This is a genomic window from Alphaproteobacteria bacterium US3C007 (genome assembly GCA_034423775.1).
Lineage (GTDB): Bacteria > Pseudomonadota > Alphaproteobacteria > Rhodobacterales > Rhodobacteraceae > Thalassovivens > Thalassovivens spotae.
Window position 1 is genome coordinate 3,502,316 of sequence record CP139918.1, and the last position, 13,669, is coordinate 3,515,984.

Genomic DNA, 13,669 nt, shown 5'->3' on the forward strand with positions numbered 1-13,669 from the left:
ATTAAAGTATTATATGAATACTTTTATCTCCTTCTGGAATCACAGCCCAGCCTTTTAAAATCGCGCTCTCAAAGTCAAATTAAGCCGTCCGAATAGGTCAAATATGATATCAAATCCTTTTATCAAGAAGCTTATTCCAACCATTTTCATGTCTAGATTTGCCATTATCATCTGCATGTTGATTATTGGAAATTGGTTTGTTTTCATTCCTTGGAAAATCGAAGAAATTGGGCTGTCGAAAAAGAATTTCGGGTATATTCTATTGTTGTTTGGCATTGGATCGATTTTTTCGATGCAAGCAACAAATAAGCTTCTTATTCCAAAACTTGGGCCGCATTTTTTACTCCCGTTTGGCGTCATCGCTTTTAGCATAATAATCTTTTTATGGGTGTCGACAGAAACAGCGTTCACCTTTGCGCTGATGGCGTTGCCAGTGGGGTTAAGTTTTGGGGTGATTAACCCCTGCGCAATCGTGATCACGGTGGAAACAGAACAAGCCACCGGGCAACGCTTGCTGCCGCTTCATCACGCGTGCTTTTCAATCGGAAGCCTGTTTGGCGTGCTGATTGGCGGCTTTTTTGCATCCCTCTCCTTTTCGCCCCTCTCTTTGTTTTTTGCGCTCATGATGCTGGGCATTCTTTACGGGTTGACCTGCCTTCTTTTTTCAAACACGCAGCGCCAGATAAGGCCCGTACAAAAGTTTCGCTTTGGAATTCCAACCGGCGACACGCTGTTTTTAGGCCCTGTTGCAGCTATCTCAATGGGTACAATCGGTATTATTTTGGACTGGTCAGCCTTGTGGTTAACCCGCGATATCGGGCTTGCCCTTGCGCTTGGTGGTGTCGGTATATTTGCGTTTAACAGCTCTGAAATTGTGGCGCGCATGTTTGGTACTTCATTGATCGCTCGATTTGGCGAGCGCGGTATGGGCACATCTGCCATGCTGTTGGGCTGTGTTTCGATGGCGGCCGCGACCTATAGCCAATCGCTGGCCGCAATCGTATTTGGCTTCGCAGCTTTGGGGTTTTGCAGCGCAAATTTTATTCCCTTAGTGATGGGGCTTGCGGCCCGACGTAATCCGGAAAACGCATCTAAAATTGTATCAGATGTCACCACCGTCTCCTTTACCGGGTTCTTATTTGGCCCACCTTTGGTGGGTTTGGTGGCGGAATATATTTCTATCACCGCTTGTATGTATATGCTTTCGGTCATCTGGGGGCTGTCCGCGCTGATGATGCGGCCCTATTTTTTGAAGCGGGGCCATATTCCCGTTTTACCCTAGCCGCATGTTGACGTAGCCTGATCGCCAGAAATAAGGGGGTCACAATGAAACAGCCTGTCAGCGACTTTCAGCAGTGCCGTAGCGCCATCGCTCAAAACGGCCAAAATATTGAAGCTTTCATCAAAACCGTTTTAGCCGATATAAAAACCGCCAATGCCGAATTGGGGTTATTTGAATATATTGACGAGGCCACCGTCCTGTCCGACGCCGCCCGTCTTGACGCTTTGCCACAAGAGCAAAGGGAGGCCTTACCTTTGGCGGGCCTGCCTTTTGCCGTAAAAGACATCATCGATGTCGCCGGTATGCCTACCGCGTTTGGTTGTGCCGCGCCAATCGGCTACAACGCACAAACCGATGCCAGCATTGTCAAACAGCTTAAAGCGCAGGGGGCTCTGGTGATTGGCAAAACGGTTACGACTGAATTGGCGTTTCTCCAACCCTCCCGCACGCGCAACCCCCGCGGGCTTGACTTTACCCCCGGTGGATCTTCCTCAGGATCAGCAGCAGTGGTGGCCGCAAACCTATTGCCATTGGCCATTGGCACCCAAACCGGCGGATCGGTCATTCGCCCAGCCGCCTTTTGCGGCATCTTTGCCATTAAGCCAAGTTTTGGCTTGATCGATCGCTTTGGTATTCTCAGCCAATCCCCCAGCTTAGATACGATTGGGTTCATGGCCAATGAGCTTGGGGATTTGGCGCAAGTGATACAATTTTGCACGCCCAGCGCCGCCCCTCGCCCGGCTAAAAAACCGTTCAGCATCGCGATGATTGAGGGCAGATTTACAGAGCAAGCGGCCCCCTACATGAAGACGTTAAGCAGTGATATTGGCGCGGCTTGTGCACCGCATATCACAAATGTGACTTTGGATGATGTTCTGGCGCGTTGCGCGGCTGTGCGCAGCAAAATCAATGATTATGAGCTCCATCATCAATTTAACAATCTGGTGCAAAATCATCCCCAGAGGCTCAGCTCTCATATCCTTAACGCCCATAAGGCTGGCGCCGCAATCTCAACCAGCAGCTATTTCGACGCGCTTAACGAAACCACCGCTTTGCGGGATGTTTGTTCAGCTTTATTAAACGAATATGATTGCCTTTTGATGCCATCGACATTGGGAGAAGCACCCAAAGGGCTTGGATCCACCGGCAATTCGCTTTTCAACGGACCCTGGACATTGCTAGGCCTGCCCGTGGTGCATCTGCCCGTTTCAACAGGCCCCAACTCTATGCCGATTGGCGTCCAAGTGATCGGCGCATTGCATCGCGATCAAGAGCTCTTGCAACAGGCTCAAAAAATTTGGAACCTGTGGAGCGCTTGATCGCAAAAGATCCAGCCGTTTTCTGAACACCGCAGCGGCCCGAACCGATAAAATTATGCAGCATAAAGGGCGGCTATCAAAGCAGCGCATCCACCTCAGCGCGCGATGGCATCGCCGGGGCCGTGCCCGCGCGTGTTACCGAAATTCCCGCGGTCGCGCTACCAATACGAACCGCCTCAACTGGGGTAAACCCTTCCGATAAAGCCGCGGCGAATCCCCCGTTAAACGCATCACCCGCGCCGGTTGTTTCGACAACTTCTCCAACCGAAAAGGCGGGTATCAATCCGTGGCCGTGTAAATACGCACCTTTTTCACCCAAGGTGATAATCGGCGTTTTAACACCCATTTGATGCAAAGCGGCCGCGGCTTGTGCGGCCTCTGCTTCATTGGTCACCGGCAATCCTGTAATAATTTCAGTTTCGGTTTCATTCGGCGTCACGTAATCACAAAGGGCAAGCATTTCGGCGGGCAGCTCGACCGCTGGGGCGGGGTTCAAAATTGTAGTCACACCAGCAGCCTTGGCCAATTCTAACCCGCGCTGCGCCGCGCCCAATGGCTGTTCCAGCTGAGTAACAAAAACATCCGCCGCCGCAATAAGGTCAGCGTGATCCTCAAGATCTTGCGCAGATATGTTTGCCGCTGCGCCGGGGGCGATAATAATCGCATTGTCACCCGTGGCATGTTCAATGAAAATATACGCTGCCCCCGTATAATCATCAGGGCTTTGCGTCACGTAAGGGGTTACACCGGCTGCTTTCCAGGTGTTCAACGCCATTTCAGCAAAATCATCCTGGCCAAGACGGCTAATCATCGCAACATCCGCGCCAAGGCGTCCCGCCGCCACGGCTTGGTTCGATCCCTTCCCGCCGGGGCCAAGCGAAAAGGAATTGCCCAAAACGGTTTCGCCCATGCGCGGCATCCGGTCAGCCCGATAAGCTGTGTCTGCGACGAACACGCCCAAAACAACCACGTTTCCCATAATCTACTCCTGATCTGGCGGCACAACGCCCTTACGCAATGCAAAACAACCGTAAAACCGGCGCTCACCGGTTTGTATCACGGCATAGGCTTGTTTTGCCCGCGCGTAAAAAGCATACCGCTCTATCGGCATCATGGCTGCCGGTCCGTTCACCGCGCTCACTTCAGTCTGCACTTCTTGCATCACGGGCAGAATTTCATTCGGCGCACCAACCACTTCCATCCTGGCAGCAGCATCCTCTACGAACGTGTCAATTGGGTATAAAGAAAGCACAGCCCGCACCACCTCTGCTGCAGAAGCATCAATGCGTAGCACCTCGCCCAAAACGGTTTCGCGGGCCACGCTATCCGATGGAAAATTCGTATCCGCAATGATGAGATCGTCGCCATGCCCCATCGCGCGCAAGGCGTATAACACATCTGCATTTAAAAGTGGGTTCAGCCCAATTAGCATTTTAGGATCCTTTCTCTGATCTTTTGCCTACCCGCCGCCCCGCGCGAGCGATCTGGCGCGTGTCTTATTTCAGCGGGCACCGTTCTTGTCCCATTTTCTTCTGTGCATGATGGCACTGCTTACATTTCACCTGCAAGCCCTGAAGCGGGCAAATTTTTACCGCGCGATCCGGCGCATATCGTAAGTGCAGGCTAACGCGGATCATTCAGGCGCAGCAGGCTCTCAGCGTCAAACACGTGTAAATCTTCGGCCGCCGCTGACAGCTTGATCGATTGGCCCGGTTGGTACTCGGGGCGTTCACGCAGCACCGACACAAAATCTTGACCATCGGATCGCACCACAACATGCGTTTCCGACCCTGTTGGTTCAATAACGGTTATTTCGCCGGCAAGACCATCAGCCGCCGGCAAAAGATTTTCCGGTCGAATACCGATCAATATCTCTTGACCGGCTTTGAGCGATGCCACCGCGGGCAAGTTCAAACAGGCCTTGCCAATCAACGCTTGTGGGCCAGCAATCGGGTCAATTGAAACGGAAGCCTTAATCATATTCATCGCTGGCGAGCCAATAAATCCTGCTACAAAAGTATTCGTGGGGCTGTCATAAAGCTCAAGCGGGCTGCCGACCTGTTCGATATGGCCATTTTGCATCACCACGATCTTATCCGCCATGGTCATCGCTTCAATCTGATCATGCGTCACATACACCGTGGTGGATTTTAAGCGCTGGTGTAATTCGCGAATTTCCGCCCGCATCTGTACGCGCAATTTCGCGTCTAAATTTGACAGCGGCTCATCAAACAAAAAAACCTGCGGATCGCGCACGATCGCGCGGCCCATCGCAACCCGTTGCCGTTGCCCGCCTGAAAGCGCCCTTGGATATCGCTGAAGGTAGGGTGTTAAACCCAAAACCTCGGCCGCACGATCAACCCGCGTCTTGATTTCAGATTTGTCCATCCCTTTCATGCGCAAAGAAAACGCCATATTCGACGCAACGGTCTTATGCGGGTAAAGCGCATAATTTTGAAACACCATTGCAATGTCGCGCTCTGCCGGTGGCAGGTTATTCACCACGCGATCACCGATTGAAATTTGCCCTTCTGAAATCCCCTCGAGGCCGGCGATCATCCGAAGCAAAGTTGATTTACCGCAGCCAGAGGGGCCAACCAACACTACGAATTCGCCATTTTTGATATCAACATCCAACCCATGAATAACCTCGGTGGTTCCGTATGATTTTCGCAAGTTGCGAATCGTGACCTCTGCCATTTCAAAGGGTTCCCATAAAATTATATTTCCAAAAACCTAGACCATGAGAAAGCAGCTGTCCATCTCTGATCATGCTAACATGTTAGCTGCTTGACAGACGCATAGATCATTGAGATGGTTTCATAAGAGCATTGTCCGGTAAGAGGCACAGCTCGAGATGTTGGAAGGTTATTTTCTGAGCAAAGCGCTGGACCGTTGCGAAGATTCGGTTGGGCGCCAACAAATTGGGAGGACGAAAACGTGAAAGTCGAATTATATAATCAGATGGTGCGCGGCAAAATGAGCCGACGCAATGTTTTAAAAGGGGCCGCAAGCGCGGGCGCCTTGGCGGCAATGGGGGGCGCTGTGCCCGCCTTCGCGGGAAGCCATTCATCGCTGCGCGCCGAGATTCTCAAAGTGCCTGGCGTCGGCATGGGATCTCCCACGGATGCCGATTGGCAAAAAGTTGGCGGAATGTGCTTAGGCCCAACGAAAGAACGGGTTGCAGAGGGTGAGTTTGAGGGTGTCGAGCTGACATTTATGGGCCTGAATAACCAGAACCTTCACAACTTTTTGTTCCGCGGTTTCTTAAAACCATGGGAAGCTTATACCGGGGCAAAAATCAATTGGATCGATCTGGCGCAAGCCGATTATAATCCCAGATTGCAGCAAGCGATTGCAACCGGAACCGTTGACTTTGATATTATCGAAATGGGCGCACCATTCGAAGGTGACACAGCTGGCAAAGGCCTTCTTGATGAAATGCCCGATTGGGTAAAAGATCAAATTGAAGCTGATGATTTGGTGGGGTATCTCCAACCGCCGGTCGGCACATGGGATGGCAAATCCTACAGAATCACCATTGATGGCGATTGCCATACCTTCTCATATCGTAAAGATTACTTTGGCGAAGGCTCTGTTACTGGGCGCGCAAACCCGCCCAAAACATGGCAAGAAGTCAACCAGATTTCCAAAGATGTGGCCGGCAAAGAAGATCCATTAACCGGTCTACCAGCGCATGGATATCTTGATCCGCTGAAAGGCTGGGGGGGATTTGGGTTCTATTTCTTAGAAAACCGGGCTGCAGCTTATGCCAAACACCCTAATGACCCAGCTTGGCTGTTTGATCCCGACACCATGAAGCCGCGCGTCAATAACCCGGCTTGGGTGCAGGCGATTCAAGATGTGATGGATCTTATCGCCACAGATGGCGCCTATCCCACCGACCAGATTAACGCAGATCCTGGCACAACGGGCTTCCAACAATTCTTGGCAGGCACCGGCTCAATGTTGATGTGGTGGGGCGATATTGGATCGAACGCACGCACCTCAGATACCTCGGTTGTCGGGGATGTTGTGGGCTTTGGCATGAACCCTGGCTCGGATCGCGTTTACAACTCGATTAGCGGCGCTTGGGAAGACACCTATAATGAGGCGCCTAACATGGCCTATCTTGGTTGGGGCGTTTACGTCACCAAGCGGGTGTCTGGCGATGAGAAAAAGCGCAAAGCGGCCTGGTCCGCAGCAGCGCATTTGGGCGGCAAAGATATCTCGCTTTGGATGTCTGCCTATCCATCGGGCTTTCAGCCTTATCGGAACTCGCATTTCCAATATGATGAATGGGAAGCTGCGGGCTATGACCGCGCCTTTATCGAGGATTATCTGGGATCGAACGCAGATAGCTACAACCATCCAAACGCCGCCATCGAACCGCGTATTCCGGGCATCTTCCAATATTACTCTGTTGCAGAAGATGAGTTGGCAAAAGGCTATGCGGGCCAATACGGATCGGCGCAAGAAACCGCTGATGCGATCGCCGCAGCTTGGGAAAAGATCACCGATCAAATCGGGCGCGATAGCCAGATTAAGCTGTATAAAGCGTCGCTTGGTCTATAATATCATAGTATTGGGAAGGGCGGGTATACCCGCCCTTCCCGCATAAACGAGCTAAAATCAGGTTTGGGCAGCAGTGAGTAACTCAGAAGGCGATTATTTACATATTGTGATGCCCGATGAAATATCGGCCAGCCGGCAACGCTTTGGCCGCATGATCATTTGGGGATCTGCGACGCTGATGGGCGTTGTTCTTTTGCTTCAAACGCTGGATCACCGCGCCATTTTATCCCTCGGCTTTGAAACATGGCGGCCCACGCTATATGCCTATTTGCTATGGGCGACCTGCCTATGCTGGGGTCAAGTGATCTTACGGGGCGAGCAAGGAAAGCGCAGTTTGTTCATCCTGCCCGCGGTGCTATTCGTGGTTTCAATGGTGATATTTCCGCTTATCTTTGCGCTTGGTATCGCCTTCTCAAGTTGGAATCTAGCCTCCCCGAATGGGCGGCAATTTAACGGGCTTGAGAATGTATGGCAGATGTGGAGCGATCCATTTTACTGGAACGCTTTGAAAAATATGGTCTATTACACATTGGCCATCATTCCTGAATATATTATCGCTTTCGCGCTTGCGCTGCTGCTGAATTCAGAAATACGGGGTCGAAAATTCTTTCGCGTGGCCTTCTTGCTGCCTTTGATGCTGTCACCCGTCGCGGTCAGCTGGATGATTGGCAAGTCAATGCTGGAAATCCGCTTTGGCCCTATTTCACGGCTTGCGCGCGAATTGGGCTGGGACAGTCCCTCCTTTTTCGGTTCGGGGGAAATCGCGCGGGCAATGATTATGATTATGGACGCTTGGACGTTTATTCCCTTTATGATGATTATGATCCTTGCAGGCTTGCAAGCGATCCCAAGAGAATTGCATGAGGCAGCGGAAGTGGATGGCGCGCCGGCCTGGAAACGCTTCTGGGAAATCACCTTCCCGCTGATGCTGCCGGTGTCGATCACCGCCATTTTAATTCGGATTATTTTCAAATTGAAACTAGCTGATGTGATTATCAATGTCACTTCAGGCGGGCCCGGCGGCGCGACAGACAGCGTCACCAGCTTTATCTTTCGCGAATATCGAGACCGCTCAAATGTGGGCTATGGCACATTTTTGGCGATCTTTTATTTGGTGATTATTGTGATTGCGATGACCATCCTAATGAAGTTGGCAGACCGCTGGATGCGGCCGAGATATTAAAACATGAGCGCGCAAATTTTCAAAGATAGCAAGTCAGATTTGGCCTTCCGCCCCAGTTGGATGGTTAATCGGGCGGTGATTTATGGCGTTTTGATCCTGTGGGCGGTGATTTGTTTGTTTCCGATCTATTGGACGCTGACCACCAGCTTCAAAGCAGCCCCCGATGTGATGAAGGGCAATCTAATCCCTTGGTGGGATTTCACACCAAAATGGCTTGGCATGCGCTCGCTGGGATTATCGCCCGAAACTATATTCCAAGAAAGCACTGTACGTGAAGAATTCTTAAAACGATTTTGGAATTCAACCATCGCAGCAACCGGATCCTCGGCCCTGGCGGTGATTTTAGGCAGCTGCACCGCCTATGGCCTCAGCCGGTTTAATTATCGTTTTGGTTTTATGCGCAATTCCGACATTTCGTTTTTCTTTCTATCGCAATTGATTTTGCCACCAGTGGTGTTGGCACTGCCCTTCCTTGTTTTATACAAAGAATTGGATTTGCTGGATACGCGTATCGGGTTAATCGGGCTTTACACGCTTACGGTTTTACCGATCGTGATCTGGATCATGCGCGATCAGTTTGGCTCAATCCCCGTTGAACTGGAAGAGGCCGCGCTGGTGGATGGGCTTTCTATATGGGGCGCGTTTGTCACGATTATCCTGCCAATCGCGCTGCCCGGCATGGTGGCCTCGTTCATCATTGCGTTGGTTTTGACTTGGAATGAATATTTCTTTGCAGCATTGCTCACCTCTTCGCATGCCAAAACCCTGCCCGTAATGGTAGCCAGCCAAACCGGATCTCAAGGCATTTCTTGGTGGTCAATGGCCGCGCTGTCATTCGCAGCGATTTTACCCTTGATCGTGATCGGTATTTTGCTTGAGCGGTTTATCATTAAAGGCATGGCAGCCGGCGCGGTGAAATAAGAAATTCTTCGGGTACTCTTAAGGGCTACGCCCCAAATACAGCCACCAGACGCGGCCGTTTATTCTAAAAAGAATTCAGGATGTTCTTTTTCTAAGGGCGTCAAAAAGGACATCAATCTGCCCAAATGTTCCTGCATCGCGGCGCGAGCCGCCGCTGGATTACGCCGTTGCAAGGCCTGAAAAATTGCCTGATGTTCTGTCAATGTTTCCGCAACCCGACCCGGTACGGGCAGAACAAGCTGGCGCGCGCGATCCACATTCACCCAGGCGGTTTCTGCGAACCATGTCAATTTCTTAAAACCGGTAAATGCCAAAAGCATTTGGTGAAATTCACGATCTAAGCCATAAAAACCTTGAAAATCCTCATCCGCCACGAACGCCTCTTGGATCCGGATATTGCGTCGCAATAGCACGATCTGCTCCTGCGAAATTTGACGCCCCAACCGTTCAATCGCGGCAAGCTCTAACGCCTCGCGAATAAAGGCCCCTTCCCTGATTTCATCCATCGAAAAACGCGCCACATACGTGCCCGCTTGTGGAAACACCTCCACAAGCCCCTCTTGAGCAAGCCGGCTTATAGCTTCAGAAATCGGTGAGCGTGACACCCCTAAGCTGGCGCATAATTCACTTTTACGGATCAGCTCTCCGGGTTTGAATTGCAGATTGATGATCGCATCGCGCAGCGTAGAATAGGTGCGTTGCGTTAAAGAGCCTAGCGATGGCTCTATGGTTTTCAACTTTTTCGTCTCTGACTTTGCCAATTCAGAAACCCGCCCTCACGATGTGATATGCTAACATGTTAGCGCCATAGCCTGATGAGTCAAGCCAGCCGCGCGGCATCGCGCTGGGCGTGGGCCTAACACGTCACCTATGGCGGCACAACCGTTCCCAGGCCGCACACGCAACCCAATTCATCAATTCAGAAGGAAAGCATAGGGTTTTGGGAAACGTTAAAGCCTTTTCATGATGGCTTTTGTCGCGTCATAAAGATCTCGAAATATTTGAAAGTTATGATCATACCGCGGGTCAGCATTCGCGCGGATATCCGCTGCTATTGGGTTCCAATGCTCAATATCGGTGCGCTTCACCCGGCCAATGGCCAAAGCTGCCAAAAACGCATCACCATAACTCGCCCCTACCGTATTTTTGCGCACTTCCTGACGCAAGCCGCAAATATCAGAGGTGGCCTGAAGCCAAACCGCGTTCTTGGTCCCCCCGCCAACCGCCAATAACCGGTGTGGAGGGTGACCGATTTCAGAAAATGTATCGGTGACATGGCGCGTTCCATAGGCAATGCCCTCAATCAAGGCACGATACATATCCCCCCGCGTATGGGTAAGATTTAATCCAAAAAAACTGCCCTTGGCATTGGCATCATGAATCGGCGTCCTTTCACCCGAGAAATAGGGCAAAAGTAGCAGGCCCTTGGCGCCGGGGGGCGATTCTTGTGCCTCTAGCGCCAATAAGGGAAAAGCCTCTTCGGGATCCAAATCTTTGGCAAACTGGTCGCGAAACCAATGCGTGAGCGTTCCGCTGGTGGCCAGCCCTGCCATCGAGGCATGTTCGCCTTCAAACAACCAAGGCGCATACCACAAACGCGGATCGCAAACGCGCTGCGCTGTACGTAAAATAATAAATATGGTTGAACCATACATCGCCATCATATCGCCAGGCGTATTTACCCCAACCGAAACCGCCTCAGCCGCAGCATCTATGGTGCCAGACGTGATCGGTGTGCCTTCGGCAAGCCCTGTTGCCTGCGCGGCAGATTTGGTAACGTAACCCGCAATATCGGTTGACCAGAGCAACTCGGGCAATTTCTCCAAATCGACGATATCATCTGCCAGATCCTCAATCCACGATTGCGTTGACACATCATAAAGCGGCGAAAAATTGGCGGCGGTGTAATGATCGATCACATAGCGCCCTGTGAGCCGATGCACTAAAAAGCTGGTTGAAGTTAAAATCCGAGCGGTTTGATTATAAAGATCAGCTCGATTGCGCTTGAGCCAAAGAATTTTTGGTCCCACAGATTGCGACGTCAACGCATTTCCGCAGCGGCTCAGGATTACCTCTTCACCAATGCGCTCTGTCAGCTCGCGCACCTCGCGTTCAGCGCGGGCATCCACCCCATAAAGCACCCCGTTCATCAACGGGTTTCCCTGCGCATCCACGGGCAGCATGCAGGGCCCAATCGCGCTGCAAGCAACCGCAAGAATATTTGCCGGATCAATTCCCGATTGTTTCAACAAGGCTTGGCTAACGACACAAAAATCGCCCCACCAATCTTGCTCGGGATCATGTTCTGCCCAGCCCGGTTGCGGCACCAACATTTTATGCGCGCGCCCCGCTTGCGCGATCACCTTCCCGCGTTCATCAACCAAAACACCTTTGGTTTCATAAGTGCCAATATCAATCCCTAATGTATAGCGCATTACGCTATTCTCCCCGCAGCAATGAAAATGCCGGATCAATGCGCTGCAAACCCGCGATCAAAAGCCTGCTCAACCCTGCCAAATCATTTAGATCACACAGCTCAGAGGGCGAATGTGAATATCGCATCGGAAAACCCAGATCCAAAGCCGCCACCCCTTCGCCTACCAGCTGCACATAAGACAGGTCAGTTAAGGCGCCGATATGCGCGCTGCGCTGCAACGGCAGCGAAAGATCCTGCGCAACGCGATCAAAAAGCGCCACCAAGCTTGGGTGCGGTATAACCCCGTTCAGGGTGCCGCGCCCATGAAAGGAAAACATGCTCATCGCCGGGCCGGCGCCCAAAGCCACATCGCCGCGCCCCTGCATATCAGGCGTGTCGGTCGCTAAGATAAGATCAAGCTGGATTGCAATATCAGGGCAAAGCTGTTGCGCCATGGGCAAAGCCCCGCGCAGGTTAAATTCTTCTTGAACGGTGAACACAATATCCACGGGTGGTCCGGCTGTGCGCTCGGCCAAATGTCGCGCAACTTCTAACAAAACCGCGCAGCCCGCCCGATCATCAATGCTGGTTCCAGCCACCCGGTCGGCGCTTAACGCCTGCGTTTTGGGAAAATAAACAACCGGGCTGCCAATATTGATGCCTGCCGCCCTAACGTCAGCGGCCGAGCTAAAACCTAAATCGATATACATCTCGGAATATGGGAGAACTTTATACTTTTCTTCGGGCAAGGTGGCATGATGGCTTTTATTTGCAAAAACGCCAGCAACATCGCGTCCCTCGCCAACGCAGACCAAGACCGGTTGCCCTGCCAGCGCGCGCTCGGGCACGCCGCCCAAACGCTCAACACGCAAAAATCCATCGTCTTCTATTTTACGCACCACGAATCCCAATTGATCCATATGCGTGAATAACATCACCTTGGGCCCGGTTCCTGGAAACTGAACCAATAGATTTCCCAACCGGTCACTGCGCGTTGAAAGCCCTAGCCCCTGCAGTTGCTTTTTCAGATAGCGTGCCACACGCTCTTCATAGCCCGACAAGCCCGGCACCAGCATCAAGGCCTGTAAATCCTGTTTTATACGATTTTTCACATGCGCCCCCTTAAAACTCGGACGCGGTCCATAAAATCTAAGGCTCGGGCAGGATCAACGCTGTTCCAAGTATCGCCATCGCGTTTTAACGAAGAACCGACAATACAGCCATCCGCGACCCGAAGCACATCAGCCACCGTCTCGTGTTTTACCCCCGTATTGGCCAAAACAGGGGTGTCTGGCAAAATTGCTTTCACAGCCTCAAGATCGGACAGGGCGGCAGCCTCGCCGGTGATTTGGCCGCTGACCAAAACCGCATCGGGAATCGAAGAAAACACGGCGCTGCGCGCCCGATCGGGCAAAGACCGCTGATCGAGAGAATGCGCAAACTCCGCCGAAATATTGAACAACATCAGCATATCCGAGCGCCCAAGGCGATCACGATAACGCATGGCATCACCCGCATCTGGCGCCCAAAATCCCATATCAGACGCATAGGTGCCGGTGAAGATCTCGCGTATAAAGGCCGCGCCGGTTGCCGCCCCAAGCGCCACCGAAGCGCGTGGATCCCACAGCATATTCACACCAAAAGGCACTGTAATTTCGGCGCGCAACTGCCCAATCACATAGGCCGCCGTAGCCGTTGAGGCAGGGTCAACCTGAAACTCATAGGGGCGATCATTTTCATTGCCAAACATCACCGCATCAACACCAGCCGCTTGCAGCGCCATCAAATCGGCGCGCGCGGCGCTTAAAAGCCCCTCAAGCCCAGCGGCAGCATCATAAAGAGGGCTGCCAGGCAAAGCCCCCAAATGCACCATTGCAATTACCGGTTTGGGCTTTTGAAACAGCGTAGAAAATCGTGTCATGCCTGCGGCCTTCCAAAAAGAACTAATTGCCAAAAGCTTAGCCATTAAAATC

At 51.9% G+C, this 13,669-nt stretch carries 12 protein-coding genes; 5 read left to right on the forward strand and 7 right to left on the reverse strand.

What is annotated here, in order from left to right:
• Positions 1-148 precede the first annotated feature (148 nt).
• Both UM181_16780 and UM181_16785 read left to right on the forward strand, forming a co-directional pair.
• Positions 149-1,282 (forward strand): hypothetical protein, encoded by a 1,134-nt coding sequence (locus UM181_16780; protein ID WQC62934.1) that lies wholly within the window; start codon positions 149-151, stop codon positions 1,280-1,282.
• Between the two features lie 44 nt (positions 1,283-1,326).
• Positions 1,327-2,601 (forward strand): amidase, encoded by a 1,275-nt coding sequence (locus UM181_16785; GenBank protein WQC62935.1) that lies wholly within the window; start codon positions 1,327-1,329, stop codon positions 2,599-2,601.
• Between the two features lie 76 nt (positions 2,602-2,677).
• Here the strand turns inward: UM181_16785 and rbsK are convergent, their stop codons facing one another.
• The 3 genes from rbsK to ugpC all read right to left on the reverse strand — a co-directional run bounded on the left by rbsK (position 2,678) and on the right by ugpC (position 5,301).
• Positions 2,678-3,580, reverse strand: coding sequence for a ribokinase (gene rbsK, locus UM181_16790; protein WQC62936.1), 903 nt, complete (start codon positions 3,578-3,580; stop codon positions 2,678-2,680).
• 3 nt (positions 3,581-3,583) lie between these two features.
• Positions 3,584-4,033: an RbsD/FucU domain-containing protein gene (locus UM181_16795; protein WQC62937.1), complete on the reverse strand. Its 450-nt coding sequence runs from the start codon at positions 4,031-4,033 to the stop codon at positions 3,584-3,586.
• A gap of 191 nt (positions 4,034-4,224) precedes the next feature.
• A complete protein-coding gene (ugpC, locus tag UM181_16800; protein ID WQC62938.1) occupies positions 4,225-5,301 on the reverse strand; it encodes a sn-glycerol-3-phosphate ABC transporter ATP-binding protein UgpC in 1,077 nt (358 codons plus the stop codon).
• Positions 5,302-5,541: 240 nt separating this feature from the next.
• Between ugpC and UM181_16805 the strand changes: the two genes are divergently transcribed.
• From UM181_16805 to UM181_16815, 3 genes are all read left to right on the forward strand, one after another.
• Positions 5,542-7,176 carry an extracellular solute-binding protein gene (locus tag UM181_16805; GenBank protein WQC62939.1) on the forward strand — a complete coding sequence of 545 codons (1,635 nt, stop codon included), beginning with the start codon at positions 5,542-5,544 and terminating at the stop codon, positions 7,174-7,176.
• Positions 7,177-7,249: 73 nt separating this feature from the next.
• The gene (locus tag UM181_16810) at positions 7,250-8,359 is read left to right on the forward strand and encodes a sugar ABC transporter permease (GenBank protein ID WQC62940.1); all 1,110 of its coding nucleotides are present in this window, start codon (positions 7,250-7,252) and stop codon (positions 8,357-8,359) included.
• A 3-nt stretch (positions 8,360-8,362) separates the two neighbouring features.
• On the forward strand, positions 8,363-9,280 hold the full coding sequence (locus UM181_16815) for a carbohydrate ABC transporter permease (protein ID WQC62941.1): 918 nt from the start codon (positions 8,363-8,365) through the stop codon (positions 9,278-9,280).
• Between the two features lie 59 nt (positions 9,281-9,339).
• Here the strand turns inward: UM181_16815 and UM181_16820 are convergent, their stop codons facing one another.
• From UM181_16820 to UM181_16835, 4 genes are all read right to left on the reverse strand, one after another.
• Complete coding sequence (locus UM181_16820) at positions 9,340-10,017, reverse strand: GntR family transcriptional regulator (GenBank protein WQC62942.1); 678 nt, start codon at positions 10,015-10,017, stop codon at positions 9,340-9,342.
• A gap of 213 nt (positions 10,018-10,230) precedes the next feature.
• Positions 10,231-11,715, reverse strand: coding sequence for an FGGY-family carbohydrate kinase (locus UM181_16825; GenBank protein ID WQC62943.1), 1,485 nt, complete (start codon positions 11,713-11,715; stop codon positions 10,231-10,233).
• A 4-nt stretch (positions 11,716-11,719) separates the two neighbouring features.
• Positions 11,720-12,808 (reverse strand): M20/M25/M40 family metallo-hydrolase, encoded by a 1,089-nt coding sequence (locus UM181_16830; protein WQC62944.1) that lies wholly within the window; start codon positions 12,806-12,808, stop codon positions 11,720-11,722.
• Positions 12,805-13,617 carry a BtpA/SgcQ family protein gene (locus UM181_16835; protein WQC62945.1) on the reverse strand — a complete coding sequence of 271 codons (813 nt, stop codon included), beginning with the start codon at positions 13,615-13,617 and terminating at the stop codon, positions 12,805-12,807. The genes UM181_16830 and UM181_16835 overlap by 4 nt, the downstream gene beginning before the upstream one ends.
• Positions 13,618-13,669: the final 52 nt, after the last annotated feature.